14 protein-coding genes are annotated in these 22,968 nt (G+C 36.1%); 8 read left to right on the forward strand and 6 right to left on the reverse strand.

Going from position 1 to position 22,968, the window contains the following annotated elements:
• Window positions 1–5: 5 nt before the first annotated feature.
• A complete protein-coding gene (locus AAC601_RS16255; RefSeq protein WP_340153844.1) occupies window positions 6–7,607 on the reverse strand; it encodes a T9SS type A sorting domain-containing protein in 7,602 nt (2,533 codons plus the stop codon).
• A 20-nt stretch (window positions 7,608–7,627) separates the two neighbouring features.
• Entirely contained in the window at window positions 7,628–8,308 is a 681-nt protein-coding gene (locus AAC601_RS16260) for an outer membrane beta-barrel protein (protein ID WP_340153845.1), read from the reverse strand.
• A 581-nt stretch (window positions 8,309–8,889) separates the two neighbouring features.
• On the opposite strand from AAC601_RS16260, the gene AAC601_RS16265 reads away from it, so the two are divergent.
• From AAC601_RS16265 to AAC601_RS16275, 3 genes are all read left to right on the forward strand, one after another.
• On the forward strand, window positions 8,890–9,024 hold the full coding sequence (locus AAC601_RS16265) for a hypothetical protein (protein WP_340153846.1): 135 nt from the start codon (window positions 8,890–8,892) through the stop codon (window positions 9,022–9,024).
• Window positions 9,025–9,388: 364 nt separating this feature from the next.
• Window positions 9,389–12,493, forward strand: a complete 3,105-nt coding sequence (locus AAC601_RS16270; RefSeq protein ID WP_340153847.1) for a glycosyl hydrolase — start codon at window positions 9,389–9,391, stop codon at window positions 12,491–12,493.
• Window positions 12,494–12,611: 118 nt separating this feature from the next.
• Window positions 12,612–14,069 (forward strand): hypothetical protein, encoded by a 1,458-nt coding sequence (locus AAC601_RS16275; protein ID WP_340153848.1) that lies wholly within the window; start codon window positions 12,612–12,614, stop codon window positions 14,067–14,069.
• A 43-nt stretch (window positions 14,070–14,112) separates the two neighbouring features.
• Here AAC601_RS16275 and AAC601_RS16280 read toward each other — a convergent pair whose 3' ends face one another.
• From AAC601_RS16280 to AAC601_RS16290, 3 genes are all read right to left on the reverse strand, one after another.
• The gene (locus AAC601_RS16280) at window positions 14,113–14,907 is read right to left on the reverse strand and encodes a hypothetical protein (protein ID WP_303270702.1); all 795 of its coding nucleotides are present in this window, start codon (window positions 14,905–14,907) and stop codon (window positions 14,113–14,115) included.
• 171 nt (window positions 14,908–15,078) lie between these two features.
• Complete coding sequence (recR, locus tag AAC601_RS16285) at window positions 15,079–15,687, reverse strand: recombination mediator RecR (protein WP_303270703.1); 609 nt, start codon at window positions 15,685–15,687, stop codon at window positions 15,079–15,081.
• A 1-nt stretch (window position 15,688) separates the two neighbouring features.
• A complete protein-coding gene (locus AAC601_RS16290; protein WP_303270704.1) occupies window positions 15,689–15,985 on the reverse strand; it encodes an ATP-dependent Clp protease adaptor ClpS in 297 nt (98 codons plus the stop codon).
• A 193-nt stretch (window positions 15,986–16,178) separates the two neighbouring features.
• On the opposite strand from AAC601_RS16290, the gene AAC601_RS16295 reads away from it, so the two are divergent.
• The 3 genes from AAC601_RS16295 to AAC601_RS16305 are packed head-to-tail and all read left to right on the forward strand — an operon-like array spanning window position 16,179 to window position 18,311.
• On the forward strand, window positions 16,179–17,615 hold the full coding sequence (locus tag AAC601_RS16295; RefSeq protein ID WP_340153849.1) for a sodium:solute symporter: 1,437 nt from the start codon (window positions 16,179–16,181) through the stop codon (window positions 17,613–17,615).
• A 59-nt stretch (window positions 17,616–17,674) separates the two neighbouring features.
• The gene (locus AAC601_RS16300; protein ID WP_303270706.1) at window positions 17,675–17,920 is read left to right on the forward strand and encodes a hypothetical protein; all 246 of its coding nucleotides are present in this window, start codon (window positions 17,675–17,677) and stop codon (window positions 17,918–17,920) included.
• Entirely contained in the window at window positions 17,901–18,311 is a 411-nt protein-coding gene (locus AAC601_RS16305; protein ID WP_303270707.1) for a PIN domain-containing protein, read from the forward strand. Before AAC601_RS16300 ends, AAC601_RS16305 begins: the two co-directional genes overlap by 20 nt.
• A 28-nt stretch (window positions 18,312–18,339) precedes the next feature.
• On the opposite strand, the gene AAC601_RS16310 is transcribed toward AAC601_RS16305, so the two are convergent.
• Window positions 18,340–18,675 carry an MGMT family protein gene (locus AAC601_RS16310; RefSeq protein ID WP_303272089.1) on the reverse strand — a complete coding sequence of 112 codons (336 nt, stop codon included), beginning with the start codon at window positions 18,673–18,675 and terminating at the stop codon, window positions 18,340–18,342.
• Between the two features lie 130 nt (window positions 18,676–18,805).
• Between AAC601_RS16310 and AAC601_RS16315 the strand changes: the two genes are divergently transcribed.
• Both AAC601_RS16315 and AAC601_RS16320 read left to right on the forward strand, forming a co-directional pair.
• The gene (locus AAC601_RS16315; protein ID WP_340153850.1) at window positions 18,806–21,055 is read left to right on the forward strand and encodes a WG repeat-containing protein; all 2,250 of its coding nucleotides are present in this window, start codon (window positions 18,806–18,808) and stop codon (window positions 21,053–21,055) included.
• A gap of 168 nt (window positions 21,056–21,223) precedes the next feature.
• Window positions 21,224–22,918, forward strand: coding sequence for a HAMP domain-containing sensor histidine kinase (locus AAC601_RS16320; RefSeq protein ID WP_340153851.1), 1,695 nt, complete (start codon window positions 21,224–21,226; stop codon window positions 22,916–22,918).
• Window positions 22,919–22,968: the final 50 nt, after the last annotated feature.

Raw genomic sequence — 22,968 nt, forward strand, 5'->3', positions numbered from 1 at the left:
GATTCTTATTTTTTAATGATTCTTACATTTTGAGTTAAACCGTCATGACGGATCTGAACATTGTAAATTCCTTCTTCAAGGTTCGCAACATCCATAGCGTGTTCAGCCTCAAAGCTTGATTTCTCAAAGCTAGACTGCATCATTACCTGACCTGTCATTGAAGTGATGATTACTTCATGTCTACCCATATACTGGCTATTTACATTTAAAGTAACATCTGCTTGTGCAGGGTTAGGATAAGATACCACTTTCATGGCCATCGCATCATTATTGCCCAATACTTTACCAGCAATATCTGCAGAGCTGGCAGAGATAATACATCCGTCATTATACTCCACTTCTACTACATATTCTGCTGCATCAGAAATAGTTATTTCTGAATCATCTGCATTGGTTAACAATACACCGTCTCTCAACCATCTAATATCACTAACTCCTCCAGTAGGATATTCCGCAGAAAGCAACGCTCCTTGAACTTCCAAGGTAATTGTTCTGACAGTAGCATCTGTAGTGATTGCTGGATCAACAAACGAACATCCAGTTCCATCTGCATACATTACTTCAACATAGAATGGAATACCATCTTCTGTTAACACATCCGTAAAGATTGACCCTGATTGACCAGACTGAACTGTAACAGGATTACCTGAAGCCTCTCCAGTTTCACCATTATACAATTGATAGATCATTGCCGAACCACCATTATTATTGTTAGTGATATTAAATTCGGCAGCGCCTTCTCCACAAGTAGTATTTACTTGGAAAAATCCATTAGGAAGATTCGGCTCAGCAATCACATTAACTGCAATCGCATTTGACTCTGGTGACCAACAACCAGCTGCATTTCCTACTTCAACTGTATAAGTACCTCCAGTAGAAACTTCTAACTCATTAGAATTTGTTTGACCTTGGTTTGAATTAGTGATTGTACCACCGTTTCTTCTCCATCTGTAGTATTCAAAGCCTTCAGCAGCAGTTAAAACTACTGTTCCTTGACCTTCACAGAAAGTCAAATCTCCAGTCGCTGTCAGTGCTGGTGAAGCAGTTGGAGCTTCAACGATTGTTACCACAAAATCAACGGATGTTGCAGAACATTCTGTTACATTAATAGCATCAAAATTCCACACAAATGAATAAGTACCAGACTCGTCAATATTGAAGTCTTCAGTACCCGGTTCCATTACAGCATAGTCTGCTCCGTCTTTCAAGACTTGAACAACTCCATCATTATCATTTGAACCATCCTCAAGTAATTCAATATTTACATTTCCACAAGCCAAGATTTCTTCGCCTGCACCAATTATTTCATTGGTGATATCATTTCGAAGAGAAATTTCTGGAACTTCATAACGATCAACATCTACTGCTGATGAAGAAGGACTTGTACATCCTATTCCAAACGGCAAGTTAGAAACTTGTACAGAGTAAGAACCTTGATCCTCAACTGAAATTGATCTAGACGTTTTACCGTTACTCCATAGGTAGTATTCAAATCCTTCAGGCGCTTCTAATACTACAGGATCTGCAGAAGTACAAGCAGCTAAATCACCACTTACAACCGTCACTGTTGGTTGGTCAGGAGTTGGCTCTAAATTAATTTGGATTCTCTCCGTTGTATAAACACAACTTTGAGTAGTAACTCTAGCGAAATACTCACCTGACAATTCCATGTCAGTATCATTTATTGAAGTTGTATTGATTGCAACTTGATTATTCAAGTCATCTCTAAACCATTCAACTAATGTAGTACCGCCAGCAGTTGTGCTTCCATTTTCTAATAACCTTCTTACACTTAACTGAATTTCACCAGCTGCATTACAAGAATTTAAACTAGCGCCAGTTTCTACCAATTTCCAGTTCTGGTCTGGATTTGCGTAAGAATACAATTCGAAATTCTGTAAAACCTCAACTGTTTCTTCATCAGTAATCAATGTATTACAAACCGTTCCTGCAGAAGACTGAGCTGTAACTCTTAGCTCTAAGTCAGTTGTTGCAGTGATTTGACCAATATTGATCATATTTTCCGGCATTTCAGGGTCTCTCGTTAAGCTACCCAAAACAGTACCATCAGCTGCATCAAGAATCTCGTACATGAAATAATCCTGTAAATCAGCATTATCCAATTCTACCATCGTATCCTCAGTTTCACATGCCAATGGATCATTGACTGTAAATGATGCTTCCGTATTTAGAGGAGCGACAATTTCGGTAGATTCCTCAGTTTCCGTACCATTTATTTGAATGAATGATCCAGCATTCTGAGTTTCTACATTCCCTTCAAGTTCAAACTTAAGCATTTGATTGTTTACACCAGCATTCACAGCATCTGAAGGAAGTTCAAATACAAAATCGCCTGTTGTTCCATCAGCCATAAATTCAGGTGAAAGTTCATTAGATGAACCGAATGCATCTGAATATGAAATTTTGATGAAATCATTCTCACCTAATCTACCTCTGATCTCATACGAAACTGTAATCTCATCAGAGATACATGCTTCAGATGGGATAGAAGTTATTAAGAAAGCTTGCTGATTGATAAACTCGCTAGCGTTGATATAATCAAATGGAATTGTTTCACCAAACAAGAATGATAAGTTGTCTAAAGTGACATTTCCTTTATTTTCTTCTTGTCTCCATCTGAATTTAACACCGTTCTCTTTCATATCAGTTGAAACTGCATATAAGAAACGTTCACCTACTAGCGTCATGTCAGCATCCATTTCAGGATATTGCTGCATTTCAGTATAGGTAGCACCGCCATCAGTAGAATACTCAAAGATCACATATTGATCAGCTGTCAAATCTCCAGGCAATTGATCAAAACTTAAATCAAAACCGAATGAAGTCGTATTCTCCAATTCTTCCACTGTAAAAGTTCTAGTGGTCACTAGTCTTCTACCAGAAGTGTTATCAAAATCAATATCTGATTTTGTAGCGTTTCCAATAGTGAAATTAGCTGGATATACCTCTAGATTAGTATCATCAAAAGACTGACCAGAAAAGTTAATATCAAGATCATCCACATTAAACTCTCCTTCTGGAGATTCTTGAATCCATCTTAAAATGAAACCATTCTGTTCCATTACATTTTGAACGCCTACGGACAATAATCCACTGTAAACCTCATTATAAAAACCATCACTATAGTTATTGTTTTCTAAGGTACTCCAGCTTTCTCCATCGTCAATAGAGTACTGAAATTTCACATTGGTAGTTCCAGTTATATTAGAAAAATTGTAATCCCATTCAATATCCCAGATGTCGCTGAACTCTTCCTTACTGAACTTACGAGTTTGCACCATTTGGGCAGTTCCATTCATCTCTGCTTCTACATAATCAGAAAACAATTCGGAAGTGAAATTACTAACATTCGCCTCTAAATTTTCTAATTCAGAATCATTGATGATTGTCCCCACATCACCTACTGCTTCGTTTTCTGTTAGCTGAAGCTTAAAGTTTGCATTTCCATTAAACCAAGTAGGTAAAGTTGCCATAATGTTGCCTAAACCTTGCTGAGCTGCTAGTAAGTAATCGCCTTCATTAGTTTCTAACAATAAATTAGCGAATAGATCAGCAGTTGGTGCATTATTTGTTTCATCGTTCTCAAGTTGAATAGCAAATTCTACATCTTGTCCAGCATAGATATTTGCATTTTCATCTCCTTGATAAACCAATTTAGCTGCTCTCAAGAACACATCTAAGTCTCCAACATCAGTCCCTGTCTCTTCATCGCCATAGAAGTAATAGTCTTCAGGACCATTTTCGCCCTCTATTTCGATAGAAGCTGACAATCTCACATTGTAATTTCCATTAACTACAAAGAATGGCACTTCTGCTTCAAATGAACCTAAGGATGTTGTAGTTCCTACTACGTAAGGCATTCCCGTTTCCGGATTCAATACATAATCACCACTTTCTTCTAAATAGAAGGTAAAATTAGTTCCAGCAGGGAATGCATCTACATCAGCAGCATTAAATCCTTCTGCTAAATCCCATGAATAATCAAATGTTTCACCATTAAATACAGCATCATCCAAATCAGCTTGCATCCATGCATAGCCACTTAAATCAGGAGCAGTAATGGTTATTGTGACAGGATTATTACCATTGATATTATCATTAAACTGGAAATCAGGTAATCTATTATCGTCATTCAATGTCAATGAAATATTGTCAACACTCCAACGATTAGCATCAGCACCCAAATTCAGTGGTTGAGAGAATCTAAAATGTGTAGCTTCTGTCAAGGCAGCAGCAGGCAATTCTACTCCATAACCTTGTGCTAAATACAATAAGCCATCATCATAGATTTGATCCTCCCCGTCTTCTAATTCGTAAACAGGTACTACTTGGAAAGTAGCTCCACCATCAGTTGAAATCTCTAATCTTGGAACAGTATTTTTGTTTGCATTAACGGCAAAACTACCATATCCGAACCAAGTGTTAAAATTAAAATTTAATGTTGCTGAAGCAGTATTTGATAAATCATAGGCTTTAGTAAGCAATTCTCTATCTCCAGCTTGATCGAAATCAAAAACATTATAATTATTAGCTGATCCTGGATCTTGTCCATTTATAATTAAGAAATCCTCTTCATTATCAATAAGAATTGTTTCACCTTGCTTATAATCACCACCTGCAGTTGCTGGTTCAAATGGCACAATTCGTAAATCATAATTGTTCATTGGGTTTTCAAAAGCAATAGGCATAATTGCAGTGATAGTTCCAGCATCTTCATCAGCAGAAGTTCCTGCCACATAGAATTCTCCACCTTGTTCTACCACAGCAGCATACTCTGTACTTGCAGGGAAACCAACAGCATTATAATTGATGCTCACTTCTTCACCCATTGCAAAAGCAGTTTTGTCATAATCACTAACTGATAAAGAAGGAATGATTAAATTAAAGGGCTCGTCATCAAAGGAAGCTTCCATGAACTCAGGTGTTTCAATAATAACTTCATTGATTTGAATAACATTTTCATTTACTCCAAATGCCTCATCCTCATTATAAATAATTCTAAATTGGGTGTTAGCAGACCATAAAGAATTAGGTACATCTGCAAACAATGTTACAATACTACCTGCACCAACTCCTTCTTCATCTAAATCTTCCCAATTAGTTCCATCAATTGAACCTTGTAGTTTGACATCATATGTTCCTAAATGATTCCCATTATCTTCATCAATCTCAATATCTACCTCACCACCATATGAAAAATCAAATGGAACAGTAGTAGCAGATCTCACTCCCGAGCCAGTAAAGCTGTCTGGCTTGCTTGGGAAGTTATTGGATGTACCAGTTGAAGATTCAAAAATTGAAGCTGGCAAAGGGTCCCCTTCAAATTCTTCCGATACAATAGTTTCGAAAAAGAAATTATCGTAAGTCCCACTAGTACCAATACTTAATCTTACATCAGGGTTGGCATCATAGTCTATGCCTGTAGGTAAAGTGGCAGTAACTGCACCATCTAGAGTTGTCGTTGAGCCAATCATTACCCAATCATCAACATCCGGATTGTTATCATAAACACTAACCATTAATTCAGCTCCAGTTCCTGGAGTTCCTTGTAAAGTGTAATTGACTGTTATAGCTGAACCAGGATAAGTAAATTCGTCCTCTGCTACCAACACCGGATCATTGTAATCAATACTTGTAATGTCTAATCCTAAATCGAAGATTGATAAAGTAGTACTAAAATAATTTTGACCATTTAAAGTACTGAAATATACTGTATAATCTCCTGCTTCAAATGGAGGTACAGTAATCGTAATTGTTTCGCCTGCAACATCAGATGTAGTTCCAACCTTGACGTCAAAATCAGGATCTCCCACTCTTTGAATATATGCTGTTGCTTCAGTATTTGCAGGAAATGCTCCTTCATTGATTGTGTAAGTTAAATCAAGTTGTTCCATAGGGAAAGCTAAACCATCACCACCCACAACAAAATTATCCAAAGTAATATTTGGACTCAAGATGGTATAACTTGCGTCTGCATTAGATCTATCAACAACATTACCAGCAATAACATTTGTCTCATTTTCAATTAACAAATCTTCAATAATAAAGGCATCTAAATTTGAACCATTATTTGATTCTTGTCTAAATCTGAATTGAGTTGTTGAAGATACCACACCAGCTGGCCATGTATCAAATACCACCTCAGTTAATCCAGTTGCAGTCAATGAATTTAAACTCAAACTTACCAATTCCGTGTATGTTTCGCCATCAGTTGAATACTCAACAATTAAGTTTGTTCCTGGAGGACTTAATACATCATCTTTTCTAGCAGCATTAAAAGTCAAGACTCCATCTGTACTAGAAATATTATAAGGTATGGTAGTCAAACTTCTTTCTCCAGCTTCATCAAACACTAATCCATCTACACCATTTTGTGTACCACCAACTTGCTCAAAGTCCATTGGTAAACCACCTGTGAAATCATAAAATGCTGAAGTTCCTAATAAAAGTTCACTTCCGTTGTAGGCATATAAATCAACGTCCCAACCATTTCCTGCATTATAGTAAGTAATATCAGTTGGAATTGTACCGTCTAGGACGATAGTTTTAACGCCCGCAGTATTATCTATGGTAATATCTCCAGCACCAGCATCTAACAGATATGTTTCACCATTATCTGTATTAGTAATTGTAGCTGCAAAACTTAAGGCAGTTAAATCTGCGTTTAATAAGGTGGCTTCGATAGTTAAATCTTCGCCAGCATATGCATTTCCAAATGATATAACATCATCATTTAAAATATCAGTTATAACCAGTTGCGGAGTAGTTATGTTGATAAATTGATCAACCTCTAATCCAGGAGGAGTAATTAAATTGTATGTTTCACCAATTTCAACTTCTAAGGTCGTAATATCTACAGACCAAACTTGAGAAGTACCGTAATCAATTGTTCCTGTTTGCTGGATTCTAAATTTTGTAGTTGCAGTTTTCGCACCACTTGGTAGGGTAAATTCTAGATTTCCTCCATTCTCAAATTCAGTTAATCCTGAATTATCTTCTGTTAAAGCAGTTTCAGTAGAGAAGTTATTTGTTGAAAAAACAACCTCAATTGGATTAGTCGCATCAAATCCGAAATCACCTAAATTAAAAGATAATGTTACAGGATCAGAAGTATCTAAATCAATTTGATTTGTTGTCAAACTTCTTTTACTAGACTGACTAAAGAATTTAAAAGTGCCTCCGCTAGTAGTACCTAATGTAGTGACATCAGCATTTGTAAAGCTTATAATTTCACCCTCTACAACATTACCAGAGAATCCACCTAACTTCAATTGCACATTGTCACCTGGCCAATTAAAATCTATGTCTTCAGAGGCATCTTGAACTGTTGACATACCAAGTATAGCTTCATCAGCATCAATATCATCATTATTATCTGTATCATCCCAAAGGATAAATCGAGTACTACCTGGGAAACCGGTAGCTTCATAACTTACAGTTACAGCTGCTCCTGCATAATAAGGACCTGCAGGTACACTTGAGCTTGTAAAACTTTGCGCACTCCCCTCAAACGCAAAAAGGCCTACGAGCATCGTAAGCATCAGTGCTTTGAGGTAGCGTGTTTTTTGTAGTATTATATTTTCCATTGTATTTATCTATTTTCGTTTTAAAATGTTAAAAATCTAAATCCAATTTTGAGCACATTCGTAGTGTTTAAATAGCCAAAGCTAGTAGAGGTTGGCGCTTGAAAGCTTTCTCCATCCACAAATACCTCTTTATTATTTCTACGAACATATTGAAAGCCTATTTCGCCTCCAACATAAAAGCGCTCACCAAAGAAATATTCTGCTCCTATTGATACTCTACCACCAAATTGGGTGTAGCCTCGACCTCCTACAAATGAAGCCGGATTATTGGGTACTGAAGTAGCGCCCAGTACCGTTGGCCCAGTACTTGATTTTCGACTTGCAATTCGCTGACCAATCATTAAATCACCAGCCGCATATGAGCGAAATGAGCCTTCATTTATAAAATGATATTCAAAACCTGGCATTAGGTTCCACTCGCTATCATTGATCACTACATCAGGTGTTTGCTGATTATTGTTCAAATCCATATCCATTCCTAAGCGAACCGCCATTTCTTCTGTAATAAAATAGCGTGCCCTAAACTCAGAAAAGTTCAATAAGCTACTCCCGTCAAAGGGAGTTCCGGTCACCTCAAAGAGGAGATCTCCTGCCCCAGCCATTCCTCCCGAACTACCTTCTTCCTCAGAACTTTCATCCTGAGCGAAAATAGGACATGAAAGCAATAGCAATGCAGATAAAAGCATCAATTGTTTTCTCATAGTCATTGTTTTAATTTAATTAAACATTTATTTTTATTATTATTTTTGAATGATTTTGCACTAAATTAATAAATATTTCAACTAACACAATTTTTTTTGTCGAAAATAGTTGCAAATACCTATATATAGGTACATCAATATTACATTTCCCTATCCTATACTTTTGTATATCAGCAAATTACAATGTTTACCACCCTTATTGTTAATAAATTATTACCTAGAACTGAGCTGATATTGGAATTATACTATTTTATATAGGAAGATAGTACCAAATAAATCCAATGTTTAATGATTTTCAAATTAAACTTGAGTAAATGACCTTAAACACCCCCCCCCTTTGATTTCCAAAATTCTATCTCAATTTTCCCAATGTCACTTTCACTCAAAAAAAAAGGGACTGGCAATATTATTAAGGTCGAAAACAAACCTAATGAGACCTAAAGAATTATGCTTTTAAGTATTTCCGAATACCGAAAAAACACATCTAATAAGGAATAGGGAAGCCTGATACTTTTAATGTTTAAAAAGCAAAGAGCCTGGAAATTCCACAAACTTTTAGCGGGAGAAAAGAAGAAAAAAAATTGAGGGCGAACACCACACCCTCGATTGCACCTGCCTTCGAAGAGAGACTCAAAGGCAGGGCAGAAGGGCAGCTATTTGTGGAGACATGTTTGAACAGAGAAGGAAAAAAACGAGCAGACGAGGCAGTTTTGTAGAGATCTGTCTGCTCAGACAAATACAAACGCAAGAACCAGTGTGCCCACGATTGTGTCTCCACAATCGTTACCGAAGATAGAAAGATATAACTGAATTGTATTGAAAGCATTCTCAGCTTTACTGCTACGAATTCTCTGTATTTCATTTGTGTGGACTTGCCTGAGCAAGCCGGTACAAATGCGGGCGGAAGGATCTATTATGAAGATTCATCTAATTAGTCAAGGACAATTCTAGAACATAGAAACTTGACAAAGCAAGGAGAATTTGAAATTTTAATAAATTCCACCTATCGCTACCATTCATAAAAATATTTTCGGATTTAGATTAAAGCATTGGTATATTCCAACATAAAATCAAAATACTATGAAGAGACTATATTATCTTATCTTAGCTATTTTCTTGACGCTTCCATATGGCATGGAAGCTCAAAAAAGAAAAGCTCAGGACACAAAATCTTATGACGAAAAGCTTTATGACGCTTTAGAATGGCGAGGTATCGGCCCATTTAGAGGGGGTAGGTCTGCCGCTGTAACTGGTGTAGCAGATCAGCCTAATTTATTCTATATGGGTGCAACTGGTGGCGGGGTTTGGCGCACCAAAGATGGTGGAAGTACTTGGGAAAGTATATCTGACGGTCATTTTGGAGGATCAATTGGAGCTGTTGCAGTAGCAGAAAGTGATCCAAATGTGATTTATGTTGGCGGTGGTGAAAAAACTCTACGTGGAAATATGTCTTATGGCTACGGAATGTATAAATCAGTTGATGCTGGTAAAAACTGGGAGCATATTGGCCTTGATAACAGTCGTCACATAAGCAGAATTAGAATTCACCCTCAAAACCCTGATATATTATATGTGGCCGTAATGGGTGATATTTTTAAGGATTCAGAAGAAAGAGGGGTTTATAAGTCAACCGATGGGGGCAAAACCTGGCAAAGAAAATTATTCGCCAATAAAAGAGCTGGAGCAGTCGATCTTATTCTAGACCCTAACAATCCTAGAATTATGTACGCCTCCACTTGGAATGTTCGTAGAAGCCCATCTAATTTCTCCAGTGGCGGACCTGGATCAGATATATGGAAATCTACTGATAGTGGGGAAAATTGGGTAAAATTATCAGTGAATAAGGGATTACCAAAAGGTGTTTGGGGAATTTCAGGCATTACAGTTTCTCCCAAAAACTCTAATCGATTATGGGCAATAATTGAAAATGAAAACGGTGGGGTGTTCCGATCCGATGATGCAGGTGAAACTTGGCAAAAAACTAATGATGACAGATCACTAAGACAGAGAGCTTGGTACTATACTAGAATTTATGCTGACACCCAAGATGAAGATATGGTATATGTAGTTAATGTAAGTTATCATCAATCAAAAGATGGAGGGAAAACTTTTACTTCACATCGCGCCCCACATGGAGATCATCATGATTTATGGATAGATCCAAATGACAATCAAAGGATGATCATGGCGGATGATGGGGGTGCTCAAGTGAGTTTTGACGGTGGAGAAAACTGGAGCACCTATATGAACCAAAACACAGCCCAATTTTACCGAGTAACTACTGATAATCATTTCCCTTTCAGAATATATGGAGCTCAGCAAGATAATTCTACGGTAAGAATAGCGCATAGAACTACGGGCTCTGTAATTGGGGAGCAAGATTGGGAATCGACAGCTGGTGGTGAAAGTGCCCATTTGGCGATTGATGAAAAAAATAATGATATTGTTTATGGCGGGAGCTATGATGGTTTTTTAACTCGATACAATCATAACTCAGAGGAAATCAGAGCCATTAACGTTTGGCCTGATAATCCGATGGGGCATGGTGCAGAAGAAATGAAATATCGTTTTCAATGGAATTTCCCGATTTTTACTTCTCCCCATGATCCCAATAAATTATATACTGCTTCCAACCATTTACATGTTACCACCAATGAAGGTCATCAGTGGGAAACCATCAGTCCGGATTTAACAAGAAATGACCCAAGCAAATTAGGTCCTTCTGGTGGACCTATCACAAAAGATAATACCAGTGTTGAATATTACTGCACTATATTCGCAGCCATTGAATCTCCTTATGAGGAAGGTCTATTATGGACAGGATCTGATGATGGCTTAGTTCATGTCAGCAAAGATGGGGGTGAGAATTGGGAAAATGTTACACCTAAAAATATGCCTGAGTGGATTATGATCAATAGCATTGAAGCAGATCCATTCACCAATGGTGGGGCCTATATTGCCGCAACTTCCTACAAAAACGGAGATTACCAACCTTATTTATATAAAACCAAAGATTATGGGAAAAGCTGGACAAAAATTGTAAACGGGATCCAAAATGACCATTTCACAAGGGTGGTTCGTGCAGATCCTGAGAAAAAAGGCTTGCTTTACGCGGGAACAGAAACCAAAATGTATATTTCATTTGATGATGGGGCTAGTTGGAAAGATTTCCAATTAAACTTACCAATTGTTCCAATTACTGATTTAACTATTAAAGACAATCATTTAATTGCCGCCACTCAAGGTAGGGGGTTTTGGTTAATTGATGACTTGACAGTCATGCATCAATTAAGTGATGAGGTAAAACAAAATGATTTTTACTTATTCCAACCCAAGAAAACATACCGGATTGGAGGAAGAAGTTATGAATCTAAAACTGCAGGTAAAAATATGCCTTCAGGAGTGATTACCTATTTCCATTTAAAGGACACGAGTGCAGCAGACACTGTGAAAATTCATTTCAAAGAGAAATCAGGAAAAGTGATTTCCACCTTTAGTACTCATCCTGATAAGAAAGCCAAAGAAGAAAAACTAACAGTTGAACCGGGTAGCAATCAATTGATCTGGAACATGCGATATCCTGATGCCGAAGATTTCGATGGGATGATCTTGTGGTGGTCATCAACTAGCGGACCAACAGCCTTGCCAGGGAAATACGATGTAGAACTTTCTTTGAATGGAGAAATACAGACCCAAGAATTTGAAATCGTGAAAGACCCTAGATCAAGTGCTACTCTAGATGATCTAAAAGCCCAGTTTGATTTCCAAACTGAAGTGATCACAAAACTTTCAGAAACGAACTTAGCCATAAAAGATATCCGAAAAGCAAGAACTCAAATTGAGGATGTGATTAAGAAAGCCGAAGCCGATACCATTAAAAATATGGGGAAAAGCATTTTGGACGAAATGAAGGAAATAGAAGAGTCTTTGTATCAAACTAAAAACAGAAGCGGGCAGGATCCATTAAATTACCCAATCAGACTAAATAACAAATTGGGACACTTAAATAGTTTAATGGGAATGGGCGATAATAGACCAACAGAATCAGCTATCGAATTTAGTAAAGAGGTCACAGCCAGAATTGACAAGCACTTGGAGGCCTTAGAGGTAATATTAGATAAAGACGTCTCAGCATTTAATGATTTGGTGCAGGCCAATCAAGTTAAAGCTGTGAAGTTAGATTGACAAAAAAGATATTTACAATTTAAAAATGCCAGTTGAAATGCTGGCATTTTTTTTATGCTTTAAATTCAGATGAATAATAAGAATATAACTTTCCAGAAATTTGCCGTTTATTTCTGATATGAAATTTCAACTCATTCTTATTTCATTGATTTTTGGATGGTATTATTCATTTTCTCAAATCCAAAACCAAGCACATGCTGAGGAATTATATTCCAATAGCCTTTTGCATATCAATAAAGGGCTTGCATATTTGAAAGCCGCGCAACAAAAAGAAAATGACTCTATTTTTAAATTTAAAGGAGAATGGGAAAGCCAGATGAGCATGAATTTTTGGTTTCCATTACTAGGAGGAGAAAATAGTTATTATGACTCTAATTGCTTTTCGGTTTCCACCATTCATAATATTCTGGCTAACATTTATTTAGAATATCCTGAGTACAGCGAAATGCTGCCGATGCTCGATTTGGCTTTCGATAGGATTATGGAGTACCAATCAGACGGAACTTTTAATTTCTGGAACTTATTACCTCCAACCAAGCCCCATCGATGGTTTGAAAAAGATACAGATCAACTGGTAAGAAGACCTAACAACTTTCCCCTTAAGACTAAATTTATGCTCAAAGCTGCCAATGTAACCAATGATGCGGACGACACGGCTGCTGGTTTAATGGCCATTAATTTAAGGAACAAAATAAAAAACAATCAAATCCCAGATAGCTTAAATAACATCCATAAAATATTTGATGGCTACACTGATTCCGACCGGAGGAACAGATTATGGTATAATTTCTGGCAAGGTCAAGGCCCTGAAAGCGGTGCTTATCTTACTTGGTTTGGAGACGAATTTGAATCTGCAAACAGATGGAATCTCGTTCAGGAATTCTTTCATCTTTCGACATTCTTCCTTCCATTTAGTAAAATGTTTCCACACGCCTATCAAGCTTACATACCTTACGGAAGCAATGACTTAGACCCAGTGGTAAATGCTAATGTGCTAAGTGTTTTTAGTGTTTATAATAATCAAAAAAGTAAAGCGCAAGAAGAAGCTATTGATTTTATTGAAGGGGATATTAAAGATAGAAATTATAATTATGCCGCTACCTATTATCCTAATCGATACCACATTCCATATTATGTGTCTAAAGCTTATAAAAATGGGGTTGGTGAATTACATAAGAGCTGTGAATTAATTGAGTCTTTTGTTCTAAATAAATACTTTGAAGAAAATAAATGGGTGTCACGAGATATCATTAATAAAGAAGATCAACTACACTCCACTATTTTAGCCGTAAATAGCCTTTTGAATATATCTGGTATCGAATCTGAAAAATCAGAAGAAGCTATTATTTCTGGTATTGAATATATTTTCTCAAATGCCATAGAAAATGAAAATGAAGTGTTTTGGGAAGGAGGAGTGTTCTTCTCAGGTGGAACTTTAGTCAGGCATGTACTGCACTGGAAGTCGGATGCTGTCACCACTTCTTTAGTTCTGGAAGCTTTAGTCAATTTCAGGAGTCAGCTAGAATCTAAATATCCAGAACTTAATAGCTTCAAATCAGCAGATATTCAAAAATAAAAATGCAACACAGATCCCTACCATGTTGCACTTTCATTTAATTTTAATTTCCTGATCTTGAATTAGAAGAATTTCTGCTGCTCGAATTTCTGCTTGAACTATTCTCTCTGTTAGAATTACTCCTAACTGAACTGCTTGGTTTTCTGGTATTATTATCAACTCGCGAATTAGAGTTTCCTCTGCTTGATCTCTCAATCACGCTGGCATTGGAATTTTCTCTCTTCCAACCATTATTTATTCTTGGACTAGAACTCCTGTTTACAGTATTTCTATTAGCAGAATTTCTAGAATTAGAACTTCTAATCACTTCTTTCCTGGAATTATTATAAGCATAATTAGCTCTTACATTTCTATTGCCTGCACTATTTTTAGCCGCATATGTATTATAATTTCTTCCACTTCTATAGGCAATATGGTTATGCCCATTATGCCGTGCATGGCCGTGGCTTCTATGATTACAAACTACCTGATGAGTTCTGTAAAAGTTTCCATGATATCCACAATGCGCACTACAAATATGCTGAGCAAGTGGGTAATTATGATAATAATTGATATCCAAGATCATGGCATATCTGCCAAAATACAATTCTACGAACTGACCTCTCCTTTCCAATAATACATTGTAGAAAAGGTTTCTTCCTCTTCTCTCCCGATTGATGTGTACAATCTGATGAAAAGGATAGTAATAATCAATTTCATAAAGTACTGCATTTGGAACTGCCCAATTGTGTGCTGTACCAAAAGAAGCCACTATTTGAAAATTTTGAGATTTTGCTGAATTAGCGAAAAATAAGAATCCCAATACTAAAACAAACGGAAGTAAAATGTGCTTCTTCATAACATTAATTGTTTGGTGTTATGATCATATTACCAAGTATTATGCCAGAACCGACAAAATATTATTAAGTAACTGATTATCTGATAGATGACAGAAAAGAATTTACCAGTCTTAGTTTCTTAAAATAGAGGCTATTTACTTTTTTGTTCGTTAAGTGCTAAGGAATGACTGCTATTCATAAGCAGTCCTGCTTACAATACTTCTGCCCAAAGTAATTTCATCGGCATATTCTAATTCACCACCAATAGGAATTCCCCTGGCGATTGTACTAGTTTTAATCCCGAAGGGCTTTACTTTTTTACTAATGTAAAAAGCAGTGGTATCTCCTTCCATCGTGGGTGAAAGTCCGAAAATTATTTCTTTTACCTCTGAATTCGAGGCTGAAACCCTTTCCATCAAACTGTCGATGGTCAAATCCTCGGGTCCAATCCCCTCGATTGGAGAGATAATACCTCCCAAAACATGATAGAGCCCGTTATATTGAGAGGTATTTTCGATAGCCAGCACATCACGAGTATCTTCTACCAGGCAAATGATTGAAGCATCTCGCTTGTGACTTTTACAAATATTGCAAAGCTCCTCATCTGAAATATTATGGCATTTTTTACAATATTTGATGTTTTGACGCATCTCTACAAGGGATTGCGCAATATCTGTTGTGAAGTCTTTTTCTTGCTTTAGTAAATGAAGGACTAATCTTAGTGCAGTTTTCTTTCCAATACCAGGAAGTTTGGAAAATTCATTAACCGCTGACTCAATTAATTTTGAGGAAAACTCCATATTATTCTATCTCCGCATTAATGCCTGCATCGACAATACCTTGCCTGTAGGGTATTAAGTCGACAAATGAACCTTTTTTCACCGCACATTTCCCTTTGTAATGCACTAATAATGTACATTGTTCGGCTTGCTCAGGAGAGTGCTTACAAACTTTTATCAAGGTGTTAATTACATGGTCAAAGGTATTGATATCGTCATTATAAACAATCAAATCATTGACCTCCTCATCAGAGACAGATTCTAGGATCTCCTCTCTAGTATCTTCTTGATATTGATAAAAAATATTAAAGTTGTTCATTACAGTCTCAATAACTTTTAAGATAGCCTAATGTTACAAATAAGCAATTTTCGCATGCAAATTTACAAAAAAATCAGCAACTTGGAATTTCTTGTAAAAAGCAATTGCGGAAAAAGCATAATAGCTCATTTAACTTTAATAAATTTACTCATTGAAGTCGTTCTTCTTCCTAATCAGATCATAAAATCAATATATGAGTCCAATACTTGTTATTAGTGTCATATCCATCTATTTTATCGTTTTAATGGGTATTTCCTATTTTACATCTCGGGAAAATGATAATCTAACTTTCTTTACGGCCAACAGGCAGTCTCCATGGTATTTGGTGGCTTTTGGAATGATAGGTGCCTCGCTTTCCGGAGTTACTTTTATTAGTGTTCCTGGAGAAGTTGGAAATACGGCTTTCGCATATTTTCAAGTTGTCTTAGGTTATTTAGTGGGCTATTTGGTGATTGCTACAGTGTTGCTTCCCCTCTATTATCGCTTAAATCTTATTAGCATTTATACTTATTTAGAACAGCGATTCGGTACGTATTCCTATAAAAGTGGTGCATTTTTCTTTTTACTTTCACGAATTGTAGGCTCCTCCTTTAGACTCTTTCTCGTGGCGGGTGTTTTACAAATAGCTATTTTCGATGCATATGGATGGCCTTTTTCAGTCACAGTAGCTATTACCATTGCTTTAATTTGGTTATATACTTTCCGAGGGGGCATAAAAACAATTGTTTGGACAGATACTTTACAGACTCTTTTTATGATTTCTGCAGTAGCAATCAGCATATATTTAATGAAAGATGCATTGGATATGACCTGGCTGCAGCTAAGTGATAAAGTTTCATCATCAGGCTATTCCGAAATATTTGTTTGGAACTGGCAAAGTGGTCAGAACTTCTTTAAGCAATTTATCAGTGGGGCTTTTATCGCGATTGTAATGACCGGTTTAGATCAGGATATGATGCAAAAAAACTTGACCTGTCGTTCTTTAAAAGATGCTCAAAAGAATATGTTTTGGTTTTGCGTAGTGCTCGTCATCGTTAATTTCATGTTTTTAAGCATGGGCGCTCTGCTTTACATTTATGCGGGAGAAATGAATATTGCCATTCCTGCAAGAACTGATGATTTATATCCGATGCTTGCTTTGGAACATTTTCCATTAATAGCAGGGGTAGTTTTTCTACTGGGAATAATTGCTGCTGCCTATTCGAGTGCCGATTCAGCACTAACTGCTTTAACCACCTCCTTCTGTGTTGATTTTCTTGGTCTAGGCCAAGAGGACAAGCCTATTTCCAAGAAAATCAGAATAAGAGTGCACTTAGTTTTCTCAGCGATTCTGTTTCTGGTTATCATAGCATTCAAAGCTATCAACGACCAAAGTGTGATAACAGCTGTTTTCAAAGCAGCAGGTTATACCTACGGCCCGATTCTAGGCTTATTCACCTTCGGGCTGATCACCAAATATCAGTTAAAGGACAAATGGGTTCCCATTGTAGCAATCCTTTCCCCCTTGGTATCATATATCATCAATGACAATTCTGAAGCATGGTTCTTTGGCTACCGATTTGGATTTGAGATATTGGTAGTCAATGGATTACTGACTTTTCTAGGCTTGTTTTTAATCAAAAAAGAGTAAGAATTTTTTGAAAATTCGACATCATGGTATTACATTTGTAATACTAAAAAGAATGAGCGATGCTTACAACAAGGTTAACAACATCCGAAGAAAAAAAATTGACAGAATATTGCTTACAACATGGGCTTTCTAAATCTCAGGTTGTGAAAGAAGCCCTTGCCCAATACTTGACTAAAAATTCAGATGTCTCTGCCTATGAATCTGGTCAAGATTTATTTGGTTCGGCATCAAGCAATGATACTGATCGCTCTACAACTTATAAAGAACGCTTAAAAAAGATGCTGAATGAAAAACATTCTCATTGATGCAGGCCCGCTTATCGCACTTTTCGATAGAGGCGATAAATATCATCTAAAGGCTATTTCATTTCTAAAATCACTGGACAGGGGTCTCCTTACTACCTGGCCAGTGATTACGGAGACTTCTCATATGTTGAATTTTAGTACGAAAGCACAAGCCAATTTTCTTGAATGGATAGAAAGAGGTGGCCTGAAAATATTTGAAATGGAGCATGAGCATGTCAATCGACTTACTGAATTGACCAAAAAATATGATGATGTTCCGATGGATTTGGCTGATGCAAGTTTGATATTAGTTTCAGAGGTTAAGGGCATTCATCAAATTGCGAGTATAGATTCAGACTTTTATATCTATCGAGATATTAGAAATAAATACCTAGATAATATCTTCCTCTAAACATATTCCAAACTTATTTTCAACAAAATCACAAATCCAACTCTTCCATTGGATTCCAAAAAACCTTTTTAAAATCTTGAATCTGATCTTTCTTAACTGTTATCCCTTCCCCTTCCAAGGAATTTTGCATAGCATCTGGAGTTTCAAAATGCATTTTACCACTTAGTAAACCATTTCGATTAACTACTCTATGAGCCGGAATATCTTCCATTGAATGTGAAGCATTCATTGCATAACCCACTACTCTAGCACTTTTTGCGGCCCCAAGGTATTTAGCAATTGCACCATAGGAAGTTACCCTTCCTTTTGGGATTAATCGGACAACTTGATACACCTGGTCGAAAAAATCATTCTTTTCTTTCATAAAATATGCAGACTGCTTTAACTTTTCTATTTTTGAAACTTGTTGAAACGAAACTTTTGATCTAAAAATCATTTTTTAACTCTAGTTAAAATGTTAGTGCAGGAGTCTCAAAAATTAAGTAGGTCATAGAATGACAAAATTACTCTATATTTTCTTAATCCCATGGTCTTTGTTTGCTTATGCCAGTCAGGCACAAGCTTATGCTAATTTTCCGCTAGATAGCACTTTGGAAGTATTTTCAAAAAAAGGTAAGAAAGGGGTGAAAAATCAAACAGGCAGTATCTTACTGGATCCAAAGTATCAGGACTTTGGTTGGTCTGATGGAAAAAAAAGAAATAGTACTGAGATCATCGGGTATCGACAAAATGACTTATGGGGTCTGATGGCAAATGATTTTGAGGAGGTATCAAAACCAAAATACAATTCCATTGTGCCTTTTGGAAAAGAATTGTTGATCATTTCCGAAAAGAGTAAATATTCAAAAGTACTATTTTACGGTCTGATAAGGTCGAACGGGAAAACTAAAATTAAATCTAAGTATAGAAATCTTAATCCGGCAGGCGATTTTCTCATAACCGCTACAAAAAAAGAACAAGAGATATACTTCGGAATTATCAATTCCAACGATAAGTCTATTGTACCTTCTGAATATTTTCATATTAGTTACTTGGGATATAACAACTTCTCATTAACCCACGAAAATGGGGATAGGGAATTAATAAAATTGACTCCCAAACCAGAAAGCATTTTAAAGAATATAGATAGTGTTTCCACTTTCCGGGATGGGGTTGCTATTGTATTCAAAAACGGAAAACAAGGGTTGATTCGTCAAGATGGAAAAATTTTGCTGCCTGTAGAATACAAAAAGATTGAATGGAATAATGGCAAACATATCTATGTTACACAATTAGATGAGTGGACCGTCCATGACACTAATGGGAAAGAAATAAATACATATAGAGCAGATTCAGTCTTTTATCTTAATGACAGTTTAATTGTCAAAAACACCTCCTCCTTTGCGCAGGTCTATAACACTCAAAGCGAAAAAGATCTTCAGGGATTTCGAGCTGATATTAAAGATGTTTTCGGTGAAAATTACATTCTCCAAACGCCAACTCAAACGTTCATTGCAAAAGGCAGCAACCAACTGATTAGTCAGAAATTCACAGGAGATGTTCACTGGAATAAAAAATTCTTTGTGGCAAAAGAAAAGACTTTTAAGGGATTTGAAAACATAATCATTAATAGAAACGGCAAATCAATTGTAGCTCAATCATACAATTTTTCGGAAGAAATAATCGAATTAAAAATCAAATCTTTCTGGGGGATTTTCAATGAAGATCTAAACGAAATCATTCCACCTATGTATGAATCCATCAAGAAAAATGGCGAACATTTCATTGTAAATTTCAAAGGACAATTCGGAGTAATAGATCAAGAAAATGAATGGGTGATTCCTCCCCTATATTTGTCAATTGAAGCTATTGATGACTCCAACTATAAAATGGTGGACAAATACTTAAGAGAGTATATTTCTGATGGGATAGATAGAAAAGAGGCTAAATTATACTATGACTTTTACGGTCAATTTGGAGTGGAACAAAATGTAAGCAACCAATTTAGATTAATTGATCAGACAGGCTCTGCCAAAACTGACTTTCGGTCTGGTAGGTATAATGGCCATGGCGAAAATGGAATTCTTTTCAAGAATCAAAAACAACATATTCTTATAAATCAAGAAGGTAAAGAACTATTTAAAATTAATAATTATGACACCATTGTTTTTTCTAATGATGAATATTTAGCGATACAACGGAATGGTCAGTGGGGCTTTATCAATCAAGATGGAATTTTGAGGATTGCTAATCGATATGACACGGTTCGGCCATTTTTTAATGAACGCTCGGCAATTAAAATCCGGAATTCCTGGGGATTTATCAATCGACAAGAAGATTTGGTAATTCAACCCTATTTTTCAGAAGTCTCAGATTTCGAAAACAATACAGCTTTTGTAAAAATAAATAATAAATATGGTGTAATTGATTCTACTGGACAGTTCATTATTGAGGCAGAATATGATGAAATCCTTAAGGAAAAAGGGTTCTATTTATTACGCAAAGCTACTAAATGGGGTGTTGCAAAGACTAATGGAAAGATTATTACTTATCCTACCTATGATAGTATTAGAGTTGGAGAAAATTTTCTTACTGTCGAGAAATACGCTTCGTACAGAATAGTAACTGCAGAAGGAATTAATCTCATTAATAATCAATTCGACAAAATTTATTTTGATCAGCAGCAGAAAGTTTTTCTTGCAAAAAAAACTGCTAAAAGAGAACAAGTTTTTCTCACAGATATATTAAGTGGGAAATATCCATAAATAAACCCATCCCCTATCATTTTCAAAGAAATTGACTTCGAACTACTAAAACCTCCTCCTTAAAAAAAATATTCATCTCCATTTTTTTCGATAAGATGTGATTTTTAGCGTATATTTAAGTTGTTTTTAGGGACGAAACAAAATAATTTTAATTCCTTAGTGGTTTTTATGGGTTACAAATTAGAACATACTGCTGAAATATCTTCCGAACTTCCAGGTGAACTTCTTTTAAAAATCATGACCGTAAGTTCCTTGGTGGAGGCCAATGGTGTACCTATAAAAGCATTGAACAATATGCTAAACTTTATCACCCACGAGTTTGGTGCTGATGAACATTGGGTAGTTGAAGAAAGCAAAAAGGACAACTGTCTTAAATGGGATTTGGAAAATCCTCTAATAAAAGAAAGCATCCCATTTAATCATGAACTGAAGGACAATAGCCAGCATCCTTTTTTTACAGTAGAAATTAAGAAGCCCTTCCTTCTTTTTAAGCATCATTTGATTTTCCCCATTGAGCTTAATAATAAAAAAATATATGTTGGATTTTCATCACAGCAAAAATTTGACTTAACGACTCAAGACCAAAAGTTCTTTGATGTTATTTCGGAACGGCTGAAGGAGTTGATCCTCTTAATTAACAATGAACGGAAAGAAAAATCAAAAACTCAACGTTTAGAAACTATTCTAGATAGACTACCTCAAGCTATTGTATTTACAGAAAATAGGAATGGCGATACATGGCTCAATAATGAGGCATTGGAAATCTTTGGTTTAAAGAAAAATGAAAAAACTATTCCTTCCGAACTTTTTACTGAAAAATTAGCGGAGCTAAAAGTTAAAGTCACCAACAAGGAAGAAGTTGAAATGGTAGGTAATAATTTACTAAGTTTAAATGCTCTGCCGTCTAGCTTTGGTGAAGATTGGATATGGAAATTTGAAAATTCTGTATTAAAGGTAATTCGTAAAAATGCCTACATAGGTGGAAAAGAAGGCGAATTATGGGTTTTTGACAATGTAAGTGAATTATATTTTGCCAATGAGCGATTGAATTCACTATTCAGAAAACTTAATGTGGCCTATAATGAAATTAATGCCAACCTTACTGAATTTCAAAGTAAATCAACTAGCAAAAGCATAACTGATTTAGAGGCCGAAGAATCCCGGATCATACAGCAATATGATGATAATGATATCTTAGGTAAAGTTACCCACGATCTAAGAACCCCTTTTGCCAAAGTTTACACCATCGTGCAGTTGCTATTGAGCGATAATCAAGAAAATTTGAGCGACCAACAGGTTGAAAGAATTAATCTAATCAAGCAAGTGGTTGCAGATGGTTTACAAATTGTAAAAGGCTTTTTGGATACTGGAAATATGGTATTGGATGATAACAAATTCAATCCTGAACTTATTGATATCCAAGAATTTGTAGATAATAGCTTAATGCCATATGAACTTTTATCTGCCAAAAAGAATATAATTTTTATTACTCAAGTATTGGACAAAAATCTCCAAATTGACGTAGATCGAACTTACTTGCGAAGAATTATCGATAATCTGGTGTCTAACGCCATAAAATTCTCTCCTGATGAAACTCAGATCAACTACACGATTCATAAAGTAGAGGATGAAATTATATTTTCTGTAAAAGACCAAGGCCCTGGACTTACAGATGATGACAAAAGTCGATTATTTAAAAAATACCAACAACTCTCTGCTAAGCCAATTGGAACCGATGAATCTACCGGTTTAGGTCTTTACATCGTGAAAACTATGGTAGATAAAATGGGTGGAAGAATTTGGGTAGAAAGCGAAAAAGGAAAAGGTGCTGATTTCAGAGTAGCATTAAAAGCAAGTAATTAAGCTCCTGTCAAAGAAATTAACACTCCCTTCTATATTTATCCAAAAGTGTT

The organism is uncultured Marivirga sp. (assembly GCF_963974845.1).
GTDB lineage: Bacteria > Bacteroidota > Bacteroidia > Cytophagales > Cyclobacteriaceae > Marivirga > Marivirga harenae.

Bases quoted from the DNA above. Each gene is read 5' to 3' on its own strand.
- AAC601_RS16255 (WP_340153844.1), bottom strand. From the start codon at position 7,607: ATGGAAAATATAATACTACAAAAAACACGCTACCTCAAAGCACTGATG.
- AAC601_RS16305 (WP_303270707.1), top strand. From the start codon at position 17,901: ATGAAAAACATTCTCATTGATGCAGGCCCGCTTATCGCACTTTTCGAT.
- AAC601_RS16260 (WP_340153845.1), bottom strand. From the start codon at position 8,308: ATGAGAAAACAATTGATGCTTTTATCTGCATTGCTATTGCTTTCATGT.
- AAC601_RS16320 (WP_340153851.1), top strand. From the start codon at position 21,224: ATGGGTTACAAATTAGAACATACTGCTGAAATATCTTCCGAACTTCCA.
- AAC601_RS16310 (WP_303272089.1), bottom strand. From the start codon at position 18,675: ATGAAAGAAAAGAATGATTTTTTCGACCAGGTGTATCAAGTTGTCCGA.
- AAC601_RS16280 (WP_303270702.1), bottom strand. From the start codon at position 14,907: ATGAAGAAGCACATTTTACTTCCGTTTGTTTTAGTATTGGGATTCTTA.
- recR (WP_303270703.1), bottom strand. From the start codon at position 15,687: ATGGAGTTTTCCTCAAAATTAATTGAGTCAGCGGTTAATGAATTTTCC.
- AAC601_RS16290 (WP_303270704.1), bottom strand. From the start codon at position 15,985: ATGAACAACTTTAATATTTTTTATCAATATCAAGAAGATACTAGAGAG.
- AAC601_RS16295 (WP_340153849.1), top strand. From the start codon at position 16,179: ATGAGTCCAATACTTGTTATTAGTGTCATATCCATCTATTTTATCGTT.
- AAC601_RS16300 (WP_303270706.1), top strand. From the start codon at position 17,675: ATGCTTACAACAAGGTTAACAACATCCGAAGAAAAAAAATTGACAGAA.
- AAC601_RS16270 (WP_340153847.1), top strand. From the start codon at position 9,389: ATGAAGAGACTATATTATCTTATCTTAGCTATTTTCTTGACGCTTCCA.
- AAC601_RS16315 (WP_340153850.1), top strand. From the start codon at position 18,806: ATGACAAAATTACTCTATATTTTCTTAATCCCATGGTCTTTGTTTGCT.
- AAC601_RS16275 (WP_340153848.1), top strand. From the start codon at position 12,612: ATGAAATTTCAACTCATTCTTATTTCATTGATTTTTGGATGGTATTAT.